Genomic DNA, 19,624 nt, shown 5'->3' on the forward strand with positions numbered 1-19,624 from the left:
CATGGACTGGATTCGTGAAAACAAACCGCTTGCCGCCATTCTTGGCGTCATCCTCGCAGGCTCACTGGCCTTGGGCTACCTGCTGTTTGATGCATGGAGCAATTATGCCGAAACAAGAGACGCTTACCTCAGCATGGGCAGCCAGGTGGCTGGTTTGAAGGGATCGCGTCTGGCCCCCACCGAAGACAACGTGAAGGCCAAGCAGGCGCTGGTGGAGGAGTATGCGGTGAACGTGAACAGGCTTGGGGGGGCACTGCTCATTTTGCAGCCCCCGGTGCAGCCGACCAAGGACATCGAATTCCAGGCCAAGCTCAAAACCAAGATCGCGGAAGCACGCAAAGCGGCGACAATGTCCAAAATGTCACTCCCGCCTGAGTTTGCATTTGGATTCGATGATTACACCGCCGGATTGCCGAAATCCGCCGCCGCCGCCGCCGAGCTTGCCAGCTTTCTGGATGCCATGGATGAATTAGTCCGGCTATTTATGCAGTGTGGGGTTCAATCGGTTGATCTCCTGGAGCGCTCCAAACTCGCCATCGAACAGGACCAAGCGGCTTCGTCGCCGCAGCGGAACAGCAGAACTGGAGTGCAGCCCCAGCAGCAGATGGCTTCCGCTATTCTCGAAAAACGGCAGATTTCGGTGATTTTGACCTTGGACCAGGGGCCGCTGCAGCTTTTGATCAGCCGTCTTGCGAATCCTTCAGACATGCCGTTCTTCACCAGTCTGCGGCTGCTGCGCATCGAGAATGAACGTCAGGACGGGCCTTTGAAATCGGATGTTCGTCTCCCAGAGGTGGTGCCCCCTAATCCTGGTGGAGGAGGTGAAGCAGCAGCACCTGCTCCTGCGGCATCGGATGAAATCAAGCCTCCTCCTCCGGCCACTGCTGACTCTGTGCCTGTCATCGGAAAAGAACGATTGAAGGTTAGAATGGAGATCGATTTGGTAAAGTTTTTGGACGCCGCCAAAGGTGTCGTTGCCCAGCCACCTGTTGGGCGTTGAATATTTTTGACCCCCTTTAATACCGCAAGCCCTCACGCACCATGCAGAACAGCCAGGGAAACTACGAAAAAATAATCCTGACCATCTCGTCCCTTCTCGCCATCGGGGTGGCGGTCTGGCTCGTCCTCCAATCCCAAGGGTTTGAGGAGAGTTTGGCGCTGACGCAGACAACGTCCAAGAATGACCTCAGTGCGCCTAATAATCAGGCTGTTGTTGGGGCCATTGAAACCATCAAGAAGAAGTATTCATGGGTTTCGCCCGTGAAAGGGGGCAAGGCCGTTCCTTTGAACAAGTCGGTGCTGCTCGTCATGAAAGGCGGCCAATTGTTCGACCTCCTGCTGCCGGAACCGAAGCTCCGTGAGCCCATGACCAACATTTTTCTCACCGGTGACTTGACCAAAACCCCACCAGAATCCCAGCTTCCGGATATTTTCTCCCCCAATGTGGGCGATTTGGATGCAGATGACGATGGCTTCTCAAACTTGGAAGAATTCAACGCCAAAACCAATCCCCGTGATGCGAATTCAATGCCCCCGCTTACCAACAAGTTGTTTTTGCGCCAGCGCATCAGTCATGATTATATTTTAAAAATGGTCAGTGGGGATGGGGCGACCTTCCAAATTCAACGCCTGAAGCCCGAGCCCAAAAGCAGCAAGTTTGCGGCATCGAACGAAGGTTTCGGTTTTGAAAGGGGAGTAGTTCGTTTCAAGATTATCTCGTCCAAAAAAGACACCATTCAACACCCGACACTTGGGCCGATGGAGGTTTTCGTCCTGAAAATTCTCGATCTGTCCACAAACAAGGAGTTTGATCTCACCCAAGGCAAGGAAATTAATCTTGCTGAATATGAGGCTGAATTGGAGTTCCGATGGAAAAAGCGACAGATGGTGCCTGGCACCGTCAAAGAGGGCAAATCCTTCCAGCTTCCGGGCCTTGGCAAATCCTATTACATCCTAAAGCTGGAAGAAACCAAGGCCGTCATCGCGCCTCTCGGCAACGATGGCAAACCCACGCCAGAAACCGTTGAAATTCAGCAGGGATAACACGGTGGATTTTTCCTCTCAGCCAAAAAAATATCTCGCCAAAGTTCGCCTTCATCTGTTAGTAATCATACTTTACCACAAAAACGCTGCTAGTTCGCCTTATGACCCATCCCTCCCGTCTGGTGCTTAACCTGTCCCTCCTTGCTTTGACTGCGATTTCGCCGCAAATCATGGCTCAAAGTTCCGTTTCAGGAATGGCCAACCGCGAAATCGCCCGCCGTTACGCGCGCATTGAGGATGCCCGAACCGCCATGGATCGTGGAGATAAACTTTTCAGTGAGGGGGATTATGATGGCGCTCTCGGTTCATACAAGGCGGCTATTGATGCCCTTCCCAATGCCCCACTGACCCGTGACTGGCTCGAACTTGCCCAACTCAAGCATGCTGATTGCAGCGTGGTTGTTGCGCGCGAACGAGCCAAAGAAGGCAAATATGACGAAGCACGTCAATTGCTAGAAGGTGCAATCGTGTCCATTCCTGGGCATAAAGATGCTCTGGTGTTCCTGAAGCAATTGGATGACCCTGATCGTTGGCCGCCTGCTCTCACCGCACAGCATGTGGAAAATGTTACCGTTGTAAAGAAGGGGCTTCTCATAGCAAACAGTTCGGTAGAAATTGGCAACTACGACACAGCCATTTCGCAGTATCAAGATGTTCTTCGTGTGGATCCGTACAATAGTGCCGCTCGCCGTGGCATGGAAAATGCCGAGCGCAAACGCATGGAGTACTACAAAGCAGCATACGATCATCAGCGCGCCAAGATGCTGGCCCAGGTGGATGAAGCATGGGAAGACAAAGTGCCGGTGCAGGGGGCGCAAGTGGCATTTGATTATGGTATGGGGCGCAGTCCTGGGTCATTTCTGACAGAGAAAATGAACAAAATAATCTTTCCGACAGTGCAATTCCAAGGGGCCACGATTGATGAGGCTATTGAGTATCTTCGAGTCAAAAGCCGAGACTTGGACACCTTTACGGATGCTTCCGGCGTCAAAGGGGTGAATATTATCCTTCGCACGGGCGATGCTCCAAGTAATGCCTCGATCAGTCTTGACTTGAAAGACGTCCCGATGTCTGAGGCATTACGTTATGTCACCGAACTGGCACAAATGAAATACAAGGTTGAGGCGCATGCCGTTTTGGTGGTGCCCCTGTCTGAAGATGCTAGCCAACAATATACGAGGACATATCGAGTGCCTCCTGATTTCCTCAGCATTGGCGGTGGCGATGGTGGTGGAGCAGCTGCTCCATCTGCGCCGGCTGACCCCTTCGCCGCAGGCGGTGGGGCCGCTCCAGCCGGTGGTGGTCTTATTGCAAGAAAAACTGCCAAGCAGATTCTCGAAGCTCAAGGAATTACTTTTTCAGATGGATCGTCCGCTAGTTTTAACCCGGCAACGTCGCAGTTGGTGGTTAGAAACACGCAGCCCAACCTTGATTTGGTCGAAGCATTTGTGGATACGATCACCAAGAATGCTCCCAAGATGGTCGTCATCACCTCCAAGTTTGTTGAAGTGACGCAAAAGAACACTGAAGAGCTGGGTTTTGATTGGTTGCTTGGCAGTGTGGGCATGAATGGGAACAATGTGTTCCTTGGAGGTGGGGCTACAGGTACTGGCAATGCGTACTCTCCGGCCAACTATCCGTTTACAAGCAACTACGTAAGCCCCGCTCTTCTAACAGGCACTCCTCTGACAACGGTATTCCCCGCGATTCCTATTGTGGGAGCATTTGCAGGTCCCGTTCCGAGCGGGGCAGGGCTGCCTCCAACAGGGGCAACTCCAGTCTTCCCGACGGGGGCTGGACCCATTTCGTCTGGATTGCGATCTGGCAATTACGCAGTCAACAATAACAGTATTGACAACCTGTTGACGACTGGTGCAACCACAGGCACTGCAAACGTTGCGCCTGGTATTTTTTCCGCAGCGGGTATTTTTTCCGACCCGCAGTTTCAGATGGTGCTTCGCGGATTGAGCCAGAAAAAAGGAGTGGATTTGATGAGCGCTCCAAGTGTGACTACAAAGAGCGGCACTCGTGCAACAATGGAGGTGACTCGTGAATTCATTTATCCAACTGAATTTGATCCGCCTCAGCTTCCGCAGGGAGGGGGGGGGAATCTCACCCTTGGTGGTGGTGGTGGTACACAGATCGCTACTCCTACAACACCGACCGCATTTGAAATGCGACAAACGGGAGTTAGGCTCGAAGCTGAACCTACCGTTGGGGCTGATGGAAACACCATAGAACTTACCTTGGCTCCTGAAGTTGTGGAATTCGATGGTTTTATCAATTATGGCTCGCCGATCTTATCCCCCTCCAGCCAGTCAGTTCTGCCAATTCAATTGACTGCTGGGATTCCTCCTGGAAACACCTCTTATATACCAATTAGTCAGCCAGAGCGCCTGATTACTCCCAACGTGATCAATCAGCCCGTTTTCTCGGTTCGTAAAGTCACCACTGGGGTTTCTATCTGGGATGGCCAGACGGTAGCGTTGGGAGGACTGATTCGTGAAGATATACAGGATGTGGAAGATAAAATCCCTCTTCTTGGCGATCTGCCTCTTATTGGGCGCCTGTTCAAATCTGAGTCCGAACAACACTTTAAGCGTAACCTAATGATATTCGTTACCGCTCATTTAATTGATCCATCAGGCCAAAAGGTGAAAAACAATCAACCGGCCGCAGGTGCAGCCATAGCAGGTCCCGGCTCAGTGGGAACACTTTTGCCATCAGTAACGCCTGCCCCGTAGTCCTTCGAAAAAATCACAAACCGAATCAGGCAGGACCTGCGAAAGCGTCCTGCCTGATTTCGTTTTGTGGCTAAATCTGTGTCTCCTAAGGTCGTATCCCATGAATTCTTGGCTGATTACCGGTTGCGCTGGTTGTGGTAAAAGTTCAGTGATGGCTTTGATGCTGAGGCACTTTGGACCCTATGCCTATGCGTTTTCTGCTGATCTGGCTGTTGCTGAGGAGTTAAAAAATGCTGCTATGGTTGAAAAACTGGTGGCTGCATTTGGTCCCAAGACGCGTCAGACCTCCGGGGAGGCAAACCGTGAATGGTTGCGGGACGCGGTGCTGCCAGAGACCTCACTCCGCAAGCAATTGGAAGCAATTCTGCACCCTCCGGTTCTCGCCGCTTTGGAAGCAGCCCGTATTGAGGCTAACAGGTCGGGTGTGAATCTTTTCCTTGCGGAAGTCCCCCTCCACTATGAGATTGGTTCTACAGTTTCAGCAGACTTCGTCATCGTGGTGGCTTCCAGCCGGTCGGTGCAGGTCAGGCGGATGATGGAAACCCGGGGGCTCGACGAACAGACCGTTCACAAGTTCTTGGAGGCCCAATGGCCCATCGAAGCCAAGGTTGAAAGAGCGGACGCCGTCATTTGGAATGATGGCAGTCTGGCCTCTCTTGAAGCCCAGGTGCTGACGCTGGCAAGTCCACTCTTGCAAGCATGAACGACCAATCTACCGAATCCCCCGCCACGATTACGGCTCCCCCCGTCAATCAAACATCGGAAACCCTCTCTGCTGCTGATCCCTCCTTGGCGAGTCTTGGCTCGCAGTCGGGGCACCTAAAGCATCACCCTGCCGAGGCTGCTGAGCAGGCTGGTGACTTGCAGAAGTCCGAAGGTGCTCAACCACCCTTTCCGCAGGAAATCTCAATCAACGATTTGCAAAATAGCACCCTGGCGGAATTACAGGAGCTCGCAGACGCGGTCAGCCTCCGGTTGAATGCCAGCCGCACCAAGCATCAGCTCATCTACGATCTCTGTTCCTGGCTCGCCGAGAACAAAACCCGCCTCAAAGTCGAGGGTGTCCTCGAAATTGGCATGGATAACTATGGGCTCATCCGTTATCCGAAATACAGTTTCACCCCCCTGCCTGAGGATGTTTTTGTTCCATTGTTTTTGGTCAGAAAATTTAATCTGCGTCCCAGCCAGAAGATTGCGGGTTTTGCCAAGGCCCCTAAGGACCGGGACAAGTATCTGGCGATCGATCGCATCACCGAGGTCGAAGGCATGCCGATCGAAAACTGGCAGTCTCCCACAGAATTTGACAAATTGACCGCCACCTTCCCGAACAAGCGCATCATTCTCGAAACTCCGAAGCCCTGTGCTGTCAGCTCACGCATTCTCGACATCGTGGCACCGCTCGGCAAAGGCCAGCGCGGTCTCATCTGCGCGCCTCCTCGTTCGGGCAAGACAGTGATCCTCAAGGACATCGCCAAATCCATCTCGCAGAATCACAAGGAGATCACGCTCATTGTTCTCCTGCTCGATGAGCGCCCCGAAGAGGTCACCGATTTCGAGGAAACCGTGCAAGGCTGTGAGATTTACAGCTCCACATTCGATGAAAGTCCGAAACGGCATAGCCAAGTTGCCGAGATCGTGCGCGAACGCGCCTGCCGGCTCGTCGAGATGAAGAAGGATGTCGTTATTTTGCTCGATAGCATCACCCGTCTAGCTCGTGGATACAATGCCATGCAAGGAGGCAAGGGTGCCATCATGTCAGGTGGCGTGGGCACCAAGGCCTTGCAAAAACCCAAGAAATTCTTTGGTGCTGCTCGCAACGTGGAGGAAGGCGGCAGCCTGACCATCATCGCCACAGCCCTCATCGAAACTGAAAGCCGCATGGACGAGGTGATTTTCGAAGAATTCAAAGGCACCGGCAACATGGAGGCCACGCTTGACCGTGAAATCTCCGAGCGCCGGATTTATCCGGCCCTGCACCTGCTTAAATCCGGCACGCGTCGCGATGACTTGCTATATCATCCCGACGAGTTCAAGCGCATTACCCAGGTGCGCAAGCAGCTCGCTGCTGTCCCTGCTGTCGAGGCGCTCGAATTGCTCATTCGCAACATCAACCGCACCAGCAACAACGCTGAAATCCTCCTGATGGGCCTGAAATGAGCGAAGCTGGATCAATACAGGCGGACTACGAGTTTATCGACACGCCGAAGCATCTCGATCAATGGATCGGCAAGATGCGGCGTTGGCTTGCAGACAGCCCGGACAAGCGCTGCTGCCTCGACACCGAGGCTGACAGCCTGCACCACTACCATGAGAAGCTCTGTCTTCTGCAGGTAAACTGTGCCGGTCGTTATGCCCTGGTTGATCCGCTGGCCATTGCCGATGTTTCATCGCTGCTGGAATTGCTTGATGCGCATGAGTTGTGGTTTCACGGCGCTGATTACGATCTGACCATGCTCAGGCGGACCTACGATTGGAGCCCGCGCGTGATTCGTGACACGCAGATTGCCGCACGTCTCCTCGGCGCACGTCAGTTTGGTCTCGCCGCCTTGGTAAAAAATACCTTTGACCTTGATCTCTGCAAGGCCTCGCAGAAGGCTGACTGGAGCCGCCGCCCGCTCCCGCCGAATATGCTTTCGTATGCCGTCGATGACGTGCGCTACCTGCTCCCAATCGCGGACAAGTTTGTCTCCCAGCTTCGGGAGAAGGGCAGGGAGGACTGGTTTCATCAAAGCTGTCGTGAGTTGCAAGAAGATGTCGCCGCGCGTGACAATGCTCAGCGCGAAGATCCGTGGCGTGTGCAAGGCTGCGGTCGTCTGCATCCCAAAGGCTTGGCCGTTTTGAAGGCCATGTGGGAGTGGCGTGAAGGTATCGCAAAGGAGCGCGACACCCCATGCTTCAAAATCATGTCGAACAAGCAGATGGTCGCCTATGCCGAGCAGTTCGAGGTCGATCAGTCGCTCAATCCCCCCAACGGCTGGCGTCCGCGCTGGAAAAAAGAGTTCCATGACATCGTGGCTGCCGTCATCGCATCCCCATCTTCCGAATGGCCGGCACGGGCTAAAAAAGTCAAAGGCCGCCTCAGCGACACCCAACGCGATCAGATCGACAAGCTCTGCGCTCATCGCGAGAAAGTGGCTCAAGAACTGGAAATCGAGCCTTCGCTGCTTGGATCACGGGGCACCATCGAAGAGCTCGTCATTGATGGCAATCCTGCCAACCACCTCATGAACTGGCAGCACGATTTGCTAGCGCGCGGTTTGGAACAGGTTCTTCAGGCTGATTGATCCGCCTCCCGCGCATTATTTCTGCTTCAACCAGTCAGGCAGCACGATCTCGGTGCTTTTGACCGGAGCCGTATCGCCTTTCCAGACAAAGCCCGCATCTTCAAAACTCTCGTGGTGCTCGCGTAGAAATCCCAGCAATCTGCGGCCCATCTGTTTGTTCGGCGAATCATGACGCACGGCAAAGGGCTGCACCGCCTTCGATTTGTCCGCAGGCAGCGGCACCGCATCGAAATGCACACTGTCGTTATGAATATTGATGCGATACACCACCGCCGCGTCCAGCGAGCCCGTGCGCATCTGGTTGACCAAAAAATCCGCCGTAGGCACCTGGGATGAAGCATTCTTGCTCACGCTGTCCCACAGATTCATCGACTTCAGCATCGATTTCGTGAGAAAGCCCAGTGTGGACTGCTCCGCATTGCACAGGCCGACACGCAACCCCGGACGTGCCAGATCGGCCAGCGTGCGGATGTTCTGCGTGTTGCCCTTCGGCACGGCGATCACAATCTCCGCCTCCGTCAGCATGACTGATTCTGGAAACTGTTCAGCCACGGGCGGCACAAAGCAGATGTCGCAGGCATAATAAGCATCCGGGAATTTTGGATTGCTGCTGTCGCCCATTGTTTTCATCGTCGCACACAGGATGCCGCAGCCGTTGAACACCGTCGTCATCGTGATGCCCTCGCGCGTGGCGAACTGCTGCAGCAGCTTCTCAATGGCCGTGCGGTTCACGCCGCCGCTGTAAAGAATCAAGTCGGGCCGCATCGCCCATTTGTCTCCCGGCACCGCAGTGAATCCGTGTTTTTGGAAAATGACGGCCCCTTTTTCAGGTGCGGTCAGGTAGCGGGCGAATCGCAGCGCCTCCGCAGGCTGCTGGCAGGAGGCAAGCACCGTGGCCGTGGCAAATTCTTCATGTTTCGCCAGCCCCGGCAGCGTCACGGCCTCCAGCTCCTTGAACTGCGGCACGGTCGAGTCCCACACAATCGCCGCATCCACCGCTCCCAGCGAGAGATCCGCCGCGATTTCGGTCACGGTCGGCTTCATCACCGCTGCCTTGGCCGCCAGTGCATCCCATTCACTCCCGAGCAGTTTCTTCGTCACACGTCCTATGCTCGCCGCTTCGGGGTTCGGCAGTGCCAGTTTGATTTCGTCCTTCTTCAGCGCCTCCAGGCTGTCGATGTGCTTGGGATTGCCCCTGGCCACGGCCAGCACCGGCTTCTGTTTCGCCACTTGAAACTCTTCACGGGTCACACCCAGTTTTTTCGCATCCGCCAGTGCTCCATCATCCGCAGCGACGAAAAGATCACCCTGCTTGGCGATTTTGAGCTGACTGAGCAGCGTTCCGGTGCCGCCATACTGCAGCCGCACCTCCGTTCCCGTTTCCTTTTGATAAGCGAGAGCGATTTCTTCCACAGGTTTCTTCAATCCAGCGGCGCAGAACACCGTGAGCGTGCCGGAACCCTGTCGGTCAGGCTTCAACACGATCCATACCGCCGCTGTGGCGGCTGCCAGCAGGAGAAGGGAGAGCAGTTTTTTCATCATGCCATGCTTGAACGTGTAATGATGAAGACATCGCTCATTTTTAACCAATCAATTTATCAATCACCCGCCCCCCGAACTGCGAGAGCTGCTTGAAGCGGCCCGCGTGATAAAACGTCAGCTTGTTGTCATCCAGGCCGAGCAGCCGCAGCAGGGTCACATGCACATCACGCACATGATGCACCTCCTCGATGGCTTCCATGCCGCGATCATCGGTGGAACCAATGGTGTGACCCGCCTTCACGCCACCGCCGGCAAACCAGACCATCATCGCCTTCGGGTTGTGATCGCGGCCATAGGCCGTGCCACCGCGCACGCCGTTGTCCGGAGTGCGTCCAAATTCACCGCACCAAACGATCAGCGTGTCGTCCAAAAGACCGCGTTGTTTGAGATCCCTGATCAGCGCGGCAATCGGCTGGTCCACCTGCCGGATCAGATTGCCGTGCGCACGCTCGATGTAGTCATGACTGTCCCAGGTGCCTGCGTAGAGCTGCACAAAGCGCACGCCCTTCTCCACCAGCTTGCGCGCTAACAAACACTTCCGACCAAAAGCATCCGTCGCGTCATTACCGATGCCGTACATGGCTTTCGTCTTGTCGTCTTCCTTGCTCAGGTCCAGCGTCTCTGGCACCTGCGTCTGCATGCGAAAGGCCAGCTCGTAATTGTTCATGCGAGCCTTCAGTTCATCGTGCCACGGATGCTCCTCGGCGTGCTTTTGATTTAACTTCGCCAGCAGATCCAGATTCGCTCGCTGATGCTCCGGCGCGATGCCCTGCGGCGGTTTCAAATCGAGAATCGGCGAGCCTTTCGGCCTTAGCGGCGTCCCTTGAAACTGCGCTGGCAGATAACCATTGCCCCAGTTCGCGCTCCCGCCTTGCGGATAGCTGATCTCCGGCAGCACGATGAATCCCGGCAGATCCTGATTCACCGAGCCGAGTCCATACGTCACCCACGACCCAATCGCCGGATCACCGCCGAAGCGATTGCCGCAGTTCATCTGATACATCGCCGTCGGATGGTTCACCGAATCGACCTGACATCCGCGAAAGAAACACAACTCATCCGCCACCGCGCTCAGATGCTGCCACGGCTCGCTCATCCACGCGCCCGACTGCCCATGCTGTGCGAACTTGAACGGCGACTTCACATAATACCGCTTCCCGCTCTCCATCGCTGACTTCTGCTTCCCCTCCCGCGTGAACTCCTTCAGATGCAGCTTCTCCAGCATCGGCTTCGGGTCAAAGCAGTCGATATGGCTCGGCCCGCCCTCCATCATTAGAAAAATGCAGTTCTTGGCCTTCGCCGGCACCTGCTGCGCCTTGGGCGCCAGCGGTCCCTTCGCTTCCGCCGCCAACAGCGAAGTCAGAGCTACGCTGCCAAGTGAAGTGCCCAGTCCATACACAAACTCACGCCGCGTCGGTGCATGAAAGGCGCGCGATCCAGCACAGGGAAAGAAGGAGGTGTTCATGGCTCAGTAGAGATAAGAAAATTCATTCGAGTTCAGCAACACGAGGCACACATCTGCCAGCGCACGCGTGCGAGCATCGACATCAGCAGGTTGCAGGTCGGGAATGAACTCGGTGTATCCGGGCAGCTTCTCGTGGAACGAAAACTTCTCGCCCGTGTTCTCCTCCACAGCGTCGCGCTTCACGCTCAGTGGCGGTTTGGGTGTCGCAATGACCACGGTGGCTTGTTTCTTCTGCATCTGCTGCCAGTGGGCTTCGCAAGCTGCCTTCTCATCCGCCGTTGGAGTCCGGCCATAGGTGAGCTGAAACACTCGCTCGATCACATCAGCCGATTTTTCCTTCAAAACACGATTCGCCAGCGCCAAGGCACGATCATAACTCGCCTGACCATTGAACAGGCTGAAAACCTGCGGCGTGACCGTCGAAACTTCACGTGCTTCGCACGAAAAGTCCGGCCCAGGCTCATTGAACACCTCCATGAACGGATCACGCACGCCGCGAATCTTCAGCGCATACAAACTGCGCCGATGCCGCTGTTCCGGCAACGCATTCGGCACCCAGGCTGCCGCAAAGGTGCCCATCACCTGCCGCGGCTGCATCGCCACCTCGATGTTGATCTCCGGGCGATTCGGGATGCCGCCGAGAGCGGGATTCAGTTCACCCGTGATACTGAGCATCGTGTCCCTCATCTCTTCGGCCATGAGGCGGCGGGGTTTGAAGGTGGCGTAAAACTCGCTCTACGATACGCCGCGCTCATCATGATCACCCGATGCATCTCCTTGATGCTCCAGTTCTTCTCCACCAGCGTCGCCGCCAGCCAGTCGAGCAGTTCGGGATGAGTCGGCTTCTTCCCCGTGCTGCCGAAGTTGTTCGGGTTCCCCGCGATGGCCTGGCCGAAGTGCCAGAGCCATAGGCGGTTCACGATGGTGCGCGTGGTCAGCGGGTTGTCTTGGCTCGCAATCCAGTTCGCCAGCGTCATTCGACGGCCTTCGACAGCATCGCGAAACTCGACGCTTGCCAGAACGGACAGCACGCCCGGTTTGACCGGCTTCGTCGGCGAAAACAGATCACCGCCGCCCAGGATGGCCGTCTGCTCCAGTTCACCGCTCGTCATGCGATCCTGCGGCATCCGCATCGGTTGATTGACCGACGTGATCTGCGGCGTGCGGCCATTATAGACACTGAATGCGAAGGGCTCATAGCGCTCCAGTTCCCACTTCAGCCGCTCCAGACCTTTGCGTGCCACACGCTCGTTGCCGTAATCCTCGGGTTCGAAGCCGACAAGCTTCGGCGGATACTGATCTTCCGGCAGATTCTGTTTCTGCATCGCGCTACGGGCCACCTCAAAGGCACCGGTGAAATCACGCTTGCCCTTCTTCATCTTGCCGCCCTGCGCAATGAATGCCTGCGCTGATGCCACCGCCTTGTCCCACGCACTGCGGTCCAGCTTCTTTTCGGCATACCACTTCTCGGCATTGGCGAGCATTTTTGCATCCAAGGTCTTGAGCATCTGCATGTGTTCGATACGTCGCGTCTCCAGATGCTTCTTCTCATCAAATCCCACAGTGTTCTCCTCCTTCAAAAACGGTGCCTGACGCTCCGCAAGCTGTGTGGTCGAGAAGCAGGCCTGCATCGAGTAATAATCATGCGTTGGGATGGGATCAAATTTGTGATCATGACAGCGCGCGCATTGCAGCGAGTGAGCGAGGAAGGTTTCACCCACGCTGTTCGTCACATCATCGAGAAACCGCTGCCGTGCCACCTTCGCCACCTCCATGCCTGTCAGTTCCCACGGCCCCATGCGCAAGAAACCAGTCGCGATCAGTGATTCTGCATCATTTGGTTTCAATTCATCTCCTGCGATCTGCTCTTTGATGAACTGGTCATACGGTTTGTCGGCATTGAAGCTGCGCACCACATAGTCGCGGTAGCGCCACGCATTCCCGCGCTCGTAGTCATTCGCAAAACCGCTGCTGTCCGCATAGCGCACCACATCCAGCCAGTGCCGCGCCATGCGCTCGCCGTAGTGCGGTGACTCCAAAAGACGATCAATCAGCTTCGCATAGGTCGCATCACTCCCATTCGTCCTATCCATTTCATCCACAAACGCCGTCACCTCCTCCGGCGTCGGCGGCAGGCCCGTAAGGTCAAAGGTGGCGCGACGGATGAAGGTGCGGGCATCCGCAGGCGGCGCGGGATCTTTGACCGCCAGCAGTGCATCAATTTCCTGGCCCTTCGCTTCTGGCTCCACGCTCGGTTTCTTCACCGGCTGATACGCCCACAAACCTTCCGGCTTATAACGCCGGTTTGCCCACTCCGGCGACAGCGCTCCTGTCGTCTTCACCGTGATGCCATCTTCCGCGCTCCACTTCTCGGCGTTGGCCTTCGCGATCTCATTGCGGCGGACTTCATCCGGCCATGCAGCACCTGCGGTGATCCAGTCTTTGATCCAGGCAATCTGCTCAGCGTAGAGCTTGTCGGCTTCCTTCGGCGGCATCGCCTCCCAGTCGTCATGCTTGCGGGTGATGGCGAGATACAGCGGGCTTTGATCCGCCTTGCCGGGTATGAGCGCAGTCTGCTCGCTCTCACCGCCCTTGAGCGTGGCGGCGAGCGTGCGCATGTCGAAGCCACCCTTGATCTTCTTCTCGTCGTTCCCATGACAGGCGAGGCACTTCTCCTGAAACAGCGGCCATACGCGGCGCACAAACAACGCCTCGGCGTCCTCGGCATGGAGCGAGGAAACAGCCACTAAAATGAGGAGGATAGCTTTGTCAGTCATGTGCGGATAAAAAAGCTCATTCGGGTTGGCCTTGTTGATAAATGGTTTGAATCTCAGCGGCGGATAAAACGGCGCTGTAGATCGCAAATTCATCAATCGCGCCGTTCAGATTGCGGATGGGGAAGGGGTGGCTGGCGGTTGGGAGGCCCCAGTTGCCGATCTCGCAGGGACCGAAGGTGATGTCGCGACCGGGTTGATGCAGCGCGGAAACTTCGCGGCTGACCTCGCGGCCGTCGAAGTATTGGATGACCGCGCCGCTTTGATTGTCATAGCTCACGGCGAGGTGATGCCAGCGGCCGAGGCTGTCGGCGGTGAAGACGGGTTTACTGTAATACATCTGGTTGTACATCGCGTTCTTCGCGGCATCGGCAGGTCGATAAATGATCGAGAACATGAGGCTGCCGTCCTCGTGGATCTGCCAATGCGGCTCGCCGTTGTCGTAGCAGTCGGTGAGCAGCAGTGAGTTATACTTTTTGTCCACGCTATCGACCTTCACCCAGCAGGCGAGTGTGAGCGCCTGGTAGGTGCCGTCGAGATTCAGGCGCACACGATCACCGGGGCGTTTGAACTCAAGCGCCTCCTTTTCCGGCCAGCGGCCCTGTGTCCAGCTCGCTCCGACGGCTCCGCCTGCGCGTTCTTTGCGGCGTGGCTCGGTGAAGTTGTTCACGAGCCGATCCCAGCGGTCGTCCGGCCAATGCTTGAAGGTGTAGTAGGCGATGAGGCGCGGGTCTTTGCGCGCTTCCTGCGACCACTTCTGCCAGTCCGCATGGCGCTGGCTCTGGCGCTGCTTCACCAAGCCTTGCAACTCGCTGATGGGAAGGAAACCAGCGGTCGTCTGGCCGAGCGTCATGCCTTCTTTGAGGCTGGCGGGCGGTTGGTCGGTGTGCGCGATGACCTCGCCCTCGAAGACATGTACGGCACTGGTGTTGTCCTTCACATTCAGCGCGAACTCGGTGCCGAGATCCTCCAGCTTTATGCCGGGGGCGTGCATGAGGAAGCCTTTCGCAGCCGGTGGCACATGCACACGCACGCGACCGTTAACACAACGTGCCTCCCAGGCGGAGATGATTTCGATTTCGGCGGCTCCTTCGACCAAGGCGGTGGCGCCGCTGAAGAACTCGATCTGCGCGAGGCCTTTGGCGAGCTTGATGGTGCCGGGATTGATCGTGTCGCCGCTGCGGAGGGTGGTTTGCTCGAACTCGGCGTCCATTGTCTGGCTGAGCATGGCAACGCCGTTCGAGGTGGCCTCGGCGTCGGTAGTTTCGCGTGGCCAGAAGACAAACGCGAGCGTGATGACGGCAGCGGCAGCGAACGCTGGGATGAGTTTTTTCCACCGCAGAGATTGGGAGAACGCAGAGGCTTGGTTTTGAAGGCGACCCGTGCCGATTTGCGGCTGCTGGAGCAGGCGGGCGTGTTGATCGGCGAGTTCGAGATAAAGGCGGCGGGCCTGCCAGTCGTTGCGCAGGAGGCTTTCGAGCTGCGCGTGCTGCTCGGGCGTGATCTCATTGTCGAGCTGGGTGTGGATGAGCGATTCGAGGTTCATGCGAGGCCCTCCGATTGAAGCTGGCGTGTGACGCACTCGTGCAGGCGCTGGCGCAGCAGCTCCAGATTGCGGAACAGCGTGCGGCGGCTCAGGGCGAAGCGCTGCATCATCTCCTCCGCGCTCTGGCGTAGAGCGTAGCGGCTGGTGACCAGTTCCTTGTCCTGCGGCGTGAGTTTGCCGAGGCAGCCATCGAGGAGCCGCAGACGCTCGTCGAGTTGTGGTTCAATGTGGGCACGCTCATTCGCGATGAGGTCGATCACATCCTCACTAAACAGCAGCAGCGGCGAGCGTGCCGACTTCTCGCGATGCTTCTGCACCTGGAGATAAGCGAAGCGATACGCCCACGGCAAAAAGGGCCGCGTGGTGTCATACTGGTCGAACTTCCGAAACAAGGCCACGCTCGTCTCCTGCAAGATGTCCCGCGCATCGGCCTCGCAGGGCACGAGACTGAAGATGTAACGGAAAAGCGGTTCCTGATGCTGCGTGAGCAGCAGAATGAGGCTTTCGGTGCTGTTGGGCGAATCTGGCATGCTCCAGTGTATTCCCGACGATGGCCGACGCAGTGCCAATAATTCATCAGGCAGGCTCGCCCGGCGTTCGATAAGTCAGTCTTCCTGTTTTGGCATCAGGCGCGGAATGAAGATGGCCAGGAGCAGCAGCGCGAAGATGCCGGCGGCTTTCCAAGTCCAGTCTGGAAGGCCGGAGGCGGCGGTTGAAACAGTCGCGAGGGCGGGCACGGCCGCCGGGGCAAGCGCGGCGGCATTGATCTTGCGCAGGCTGACGTTCCGCACGCGTGCCGTGCTGCCGGGAGGCATGCGATAAGAGTTGAAGCCGATCAGGCCGGCCTCCACCTCCAGGCCGAGCCGCGCCATGTCATCGCGCGTGGCGACGGTGCGGCCGTTCACCTCATAGGTGATTTTTCCGCCAGCCGTGCGTACGCTGAAGGTATTCCACTCCTGAAGGCGAAAATCGACCGAGCGGGTGCTTTTGTCCGGGCTCGCGCACCAGGCCTTCGTGGCGGCCTGATCGCCGCGGATCGGAATGATCATGACGCGCAGGCCATTCACACAGTCTGGCAGCCAGTGGAGCAAGGGCCCGAAGCCGTGACCAAAGCGGCTGCGCTGAACTCCGGCGGGCATGTCGAGGGCGATCTCGCCCTTCATCTCAATGTCCGGCCCCAAGGGCACGCGCAGCAGCAGGCGGGAACGCGGATGGTCCGTGCCGCGGCTGACGAGGCAGCCTTCCTTGTCCACGCTCCAGTCTCCCTCCTCAGGCTGGAGAAAGGCGGTGAGATGCCTTCGGAAGGGCAGGCTCACCCAGCCGCCTGCCTCCACGGCTTTTTGCAGGCCGGTGAACTCTCGCGCCTCACGCACATACTCCAGGGCGTCGTCGGAGAGGCCCTTCTCATCCACCTTGAGAAAAGCGGCGTGGATGTCCTCGACCTTAGCGTCCGGCGCGGGACTGGCGGCGGCGCGCACAGCCTCGCCGTAGGCACCGGTGTCTGCCTCCACCTCTGCCCGCAGGAGGCTCTCGTGGAGAAACATTTCGTGCAGGCGGGATCGGGTGCCGCGGTGCAGGCGCGGACCTGCGGCGGCGAGCGCCTGCGCTGCCAGCGCGTCGTCGTCCGCAAGCCAGGCGCACAGCGCCGCGTCCGACTGCCGCAGGTGGCGCGTCAGAGGCGGCGCGGCGGCCGCCGCTTCGAGGTAACCACGGCTCAACGTGGAAATTGCGGCGCGCACTTGGTCATGTCGGAACACAGGCTGCGGACTGTAAATCTCCTCCGTGATGTTCATGGCCGCGGTCATGAGCAGGGAGGGGACACGCGTGTCGTAACGGCGTGTCTCCGCGCAGGCCTTGCCAAAGGCGAGCATCCGCTCATGGCTGCCGCCCCAGCGCGGCCGGTAGGCCCACAGCAGGGAGGTGTAGGCCGGTTGGTAGTCAAACTGGGCGCCCACCGCACGGTCAAACCATGCACGAATCTCGGACGGGTCCACGCTTTCACCCATCGCCACGGCGATCATGGAGGTGGCGGCCTCCGGGCGGTCAGGGCGCAGGCGTGCCGCCTGCCCCAGCAGTTCACGCGCGGATTTGAGGTGCTCCGCGAAGCCTTTCCACTGCTGGTCGGTGACACGGTCCGCCCACCCGCTGCTGCGCTTGACCCAGCCCAGTTCCTTTTCCGCGATGCCACGCAAAGTGAGCTTCAACCAGTCCGGCAGAGCAGCGGCCTCCACTGCCTTGCCATAGCCCTCCAGTGGCCCCGGCTGCGTGAAATCGACGGTGTTCATCAGGACCAGGTGCTGTCGCAGCAGCACGACATGAGTCGCCTCGTCGTAGCTGCCATCGCCAAGGCTACGAATGGCTGCCTGCGCCCAGCGAGATGCGATGGCGTCCTTGTTGACGCCATCTTTTTCCGCCGCCAGCCATCGCGTGTGAAGCGCGAGGCACTCCAAGGCTCCGCCCAGTTCCTGGAAGGATCGTGACAGCACCTTTTCCAACGGCGGGGTCGGCTCCCGCCATGAGTCCGTCACCTCCAGCACGGCCCGCGCACCGAAAACGAGCACGAGCGGCTCGTCCGGAGCCTTTTGCATTAATTCGCGAAACTGGTTTGCCAGCGGCGAAAGCGCATGAGGATCGAGAAACTCCTTCTCCGCCTGTTCCAGCGCGGATTCGATCAGGGCGGAGGCTTCCGCTGCCCACGGCTGGCTCTTCCAGCGCTCCTGCGCCGGAGCCAGAAGCATGCGCCTGGCCCAGGCCCGTTGCTCGGCCTGGTAGTCCTTTTCCAGCATCGCGTCCTGTTTCACCGGCACAGGCTCCTCGACAGGAAAAGGCGTCCCGTCGTCCCGAGAACGGTTTTGGCCTTGCGAGAAGGAAGAGGCGAACGTGAGCAACAAGGAAACCAGCAGCAGATGTCTCATGGCATGCGGTGATACCAAAACCATACGCCATGCCGCAAGCTCAAAACATTTGCTACTCTCCCAAAGTGGCCTCGCGGATGGCCTTCGCGGCTTCGGTGAGCTTTTGGACGATCTCGGGATGTTGCGTGGAAACGTCCGTCATTTCGCACACATCGGCCTGAAGGTCGAAAAGCATCGGTTTCGGGTTCAAATGCAGCTTCCAGCGGCCTTCGCGCATGGATTCGAGGCGACGTTCTTTGTAGCCATAGAGGGAGAAGAGCGTGGTGCGGCGGGATTTGGCCTCAGCGTTGAGAAAAAGGTCAAGTTGGTCAAGGCCGTCAAGATTCGCGGGCGGTGGTGTTTCGACGAGGTGGCCGAAGGTGGGCAGCAGGTCGAGCGTGCTGACGAATTCAGCACAGACGCGATTCGCAGGCACTTTACCGGGCCACCACATGATGCAGGGCACGCGCAGGCCGCCTTCATAAACCGTGTGCTTCGTGCCGGTGAGTGGCGCGGCGGTGCCGGGTGTTTTGCGCTCGGGGCCGTTGTCACTGGTGAAGATGACGAGCGTCTTCTCCGCGAGGCCGAGGGCGCGGAGTTTGTCGAGGATCTGGCCGGTGCTATCGTCGAGTTCTTCCACCACATCTCCGTAGAGGCCGCGCTGCGATTTGCCTTTGAACTTTGGCGATGCGTCGAAGGGCAGATGCGGCATGGCGTGGCCGAGATAGAGGAAGAAGGGCTTTTCGCGATTGGCTTCGATGAATTTCAGCGCCTCGGCGGTGTAGAGTCCTGTCATTTCGGCGGGCACGGCGGGCCGTTTCTCGACGGTGTCGCCGCGCAGCACGGGCATGCCGCCTTCCTTTTCAAAGACGACGGTCTCAAACTTATCGAGGTTGTGCAGCACGCCGTAATAGCTGTCGAAGCCCTGATCCATCGGCCGCATGCCTTTGACGAAACCGAGATGCCATTTGCCGATGCAGCCGGTGGTGTGGCCGGCGGCCTTGAAAACCTCTGCCAGGGTTGTTTCGCTGCCCGCGAGGCCGTTTTGCGCATCAGGACGCAGGACACCTGTTGCTAGTCCGAGACGTCCCGGATATTTCCCCGTCATCAAAGCAGCGCGCGAGGGCGTGCAGAGCGCGGAGGTGACGCTGAAGTCCGTGAATCGTGTGCCCTCCGCCGCCATGCGGTCGAGATGCGGCGTGCGGATGTCTTTGGCACCGTAACAAGCGAGATCGCCATACCCGAGGTCGTCGCAGTTGATGAGGATGACGTTCGGCACTGCGGCATGGAGGCTGGCGCAGGCGAGCAGCAGGAAGAGTCGTGACATGTTGA

Annotated in this window: 12 protein-coding genes and 1 pseudogene; 6 read left to right on the forward strand and 7 right to left on the reverse strand. The window is 57.7% G+C overall.

The window, feature by feature from the left end; all coding sequences use genetic code 11:
- Position 1: 1 nt before the first annotated feature.
- The 6 genes from U1A53_RS14385 to U1A53_RS14410 all read left to right on the forward strand — a co-directional run bounded on the left by U1A53_RS14385 (position 2) and on the right by U1A53_RS14410 (position 8,071).
- On the forward strand, positions 2 to 1,000 hold the full coding sequence (locus tag U1A53_RS14385; protein WP_322281972.1) for an Amuc_1100 family pilus-like protein: 999 nt from the start codon (positions 2 to 4) through the stop codon (positions 998 to 1,000).
- 41 nt (positions 1,001 to 1,041) lie between these two features.
- Positions 1,042 to 2,043, forward strand: a complete 1,002-nt coding sequence (locus U1A53_RS14390) for an Amuc_1099 family pilus-like system protein (RefSeq protein WP_322281973.1) — start codon at positions 1,042 to 1,044, stop codon at positions 2,041 to 2,043.
- A 101-nt stretch (positions 2,044 to 2,144) separates the two neighbouring features.
- Positions 2,145 to 4,787, forward strand: coding sequence for an Amuc_1098 family type IV pilus outer membrane protein (locus U1A53_RS14395; protein WP_322281975.1), 2,643 nt, complete (start codon positions 2,145 to 2,147; stop codon positions 4,785 to 4,787).
- Positions 4,788 to 4,887: 100 nt separating this feature from the next.
- Complete coding sequence (gene coaE / locus U1A53_RS14400) at positions 4,888 to 5,490, forward strand: dephospho-CoA kinase (RefSeq protein WP_322281976.1); 603 nt, start codon at positions 4,888 to 4,890, stop codon at positions 5,488 to 5,490.
- Positions 5,487 to 6,944: a transcription termination factor Rho gene (gene rho, locus U1A53_RS14405; protein ID WP_322281978.1), complete on the forward strand. Its 1,458-nt coding sequence runs from the start codon at positions 5,487 to 5,489 to the stop codon at positions 6,942 to 6,944. Before coaE ends, rho begins: the two co-directional genes overlap by 4 nt.
- Complete coding sequence (locus U1A53_RS14410; protein WP_322281980.1) at positions 6,941 to 8,071, forward strand: HRDC domain-containing protein; 1,131 nt, start codon at positions 6,941 to 6,943, stop codon at positions 8,069 to 8,071. The genes rho and U1A53_RS14410 overlap by 4 nt, the downstream gene beginning before the upstream one ends.
- 15 nt (positions 8,072 to 8,086) lie before the next feature.
- On the opposite strand, the gene modA is transcribed toward U1A53_RS14410, so the two are convergent.
- The 7 genes and pseudogenes from modA to U1A53_RS14445 form a co-directional block, all read right to left on the reverse strand.
- Entirely contained in the window at positions 8,087 to 9,613 is a 1,527-nt protein-coding gene (modA, locus tag U1A53_RS14415) for a molybdate ABC transporter substrate-binding protein (protein WP_322281981.1), read from the reverse strand.
- Between the two features lie 40 nt (positions 9,614 to 9,653).
- A complete protein-coding gene (locus U1A53_RS14420; RefSeq protein WP_322281982.1) occupies positions 9,654 to 11,078 on the reverse strand; it encodes a DUF1501 domain-containing protein in 1,425 nt (474 codons plus the stop codon).
- Between the two features lie 3 nt (positions 11,079 to 11,081).
- A pseudogene (locus tag U1A53_RS14425) lies at positions 11,082 to 13,948 on the reverse strand (PSD1 and planctomycete cytochrome C domain-containing protein).
- Positions 13,872 to 15,398, reverse strand: a complete 1,527-nt coding sequence (locus U1A53_RS14430; RefSeq protein ID WP_322281984.1) for a LamG-like jellyroll fold domain-containing protein — start codon at positions 15,396 to 15,398, stop codon at positions 13,872 to 13,874. The pseudogene U1A53_RS14425 and the gene U1A53_RS14430 overlap by 77 nt, the downstream one beginning before the upstream one ends.
- Positions 15,395 to 15,928: a sigma-70 family RNA polymerase sigma factor gene (locus U1A53_RS14435; protein ID WP_322281986.1), complete on the reverse strand. Its 534-nt coding sequence runs from the start codon at positions 15,926 to 15,928 to the stop codon at positions 15,395 to 15,397. The genes U1A53_RS14430 and U1A53_RS14435 overlap by 4 nt, the downstream gene beginning before the upstream one ends.
- A gap of 75 nt (positions 15,929 to 16,003) precedes the next feature.
- Positions 16,004 to 18,313, reverse strand: coding sequence for a hypothetical protein (locus tag U1A53_RS14440; protein WP_322281988.1), 2,310 nt, complete (start codon positions 18,311 to 18,313; stop codon positions 16,004 to 16,006).
- A 52-nt stretch (positions 18,314 to 18,365) separates the two neighbouring features.
- Positions 18,366 to 19,619, reverse strand: a complete 1,254-nt coding sequence (locus tag U1A53_RS14445) for a sulfatase (protein WP_322281989.1) — start codon at positions 19,617 to 19,619, stop codon at positions 18,366 to 18,368.
- Between the last annotated feature and the right edge of the window lie 5 nt (positions 19,620 to 19,624).

Origin of the sequence: Prosthecobacter sp. (assembly GCF_034366625.1) — a bacterium.
Classification (GTDB): domain Bacteria; phylum Verrucomicrobiota; class Verrucomicrobiia; order Verrucomicrobiales; family Verrucomicrobiaceae; genus Prosthecobacter.

Excerpts from the sequence above, each read along its gene's own strand:
- U1A53_RS14435 (WP_322281986.1), bottom strand. The coding sequence starts at position 15,928 with ATGCCAGATTCGCCCAACAGCACCGAAAGCCTCATTCTGCTGCTCACG.
- U1A53_RS14390 (WP_322281973.1), top strand. The coding sequence starts at position 1,042 with ATGCAGAACAGCCAGGGAAACTACGAAAAAATAATCCTGACCATCTCG.
- U1A53_RS14440 (WP_322281988.1), bottom strand. The coding sequence starts at position 18,313 with ATGAGACATCTGCTGCTGGTTTCCTTGTTGCTCACGTTCGCCTCTTCC.
- U1A53_RS14445 (WP_322281989.1), bottom strand. The coding sequence starts at position 19,619 with ATGTCACGACTCTTCCTGCTGCTCGCCTGCGCCAGCCTCCATGCCGCA.
- coaE (WP_322281976.1), top strand. The coding sequence starts at position 4,888 with ATGAATTCTTGGCTGATTACCGGTTGCGCTGGTTGTGGTAAAAGTTCA.
- rho (WP_322281978.1), top strand. The coding sequence starts at position 5,487 with ATGAACGACCAATCTACCGAATCCCCCGCCACGATTACGGCTCCCCCC.
- U1A53_RS14410 (WP_322281980.1), top strand. The coding sequence starts at position 6,941 with ATGAGCGAAGCTGGATCAATACAGGCGGACTACGAGTTTATCGACACG.
- U1A53_RS14395 (WP_322281975.1), top strand. The coding sequence starts at position 2,145 with ATGACCCATCCCTCCCGTCTGGTGCTTAACCTGTCCCTCCTTGCTTTG.
- U1A53_RS14430 (WP_322281984.1), bottom strand. The coding sequence starts at position 15,398 with ATGAACCTCGAATCGCTCATCCACACCCAGCTCGACAATGAGATCACG.
- modA (WP_322281981.1), bottom strand. The coding sequence starts at position 9,613 with ATGATGAAAAAACTGCTCTCCCTTCTCCTGCTGGCAGCCGCCACAGCG.
- U1A53_RS14385 (WP_322281972.1), top strand. The coding sequence starts at position 2 with ATGGACTGGATTCGTGAAAACAAACCGCTTGCCGCCATTCTTGGCGTC.
- U1A53_RS14420 (WP_322281982.1), bottom strand. The coding sequence starts at position 11,078 with ATGAACACCTCCTTCTTTCCCTGTGCTGGATCGCGCGCCTTTCATGCA.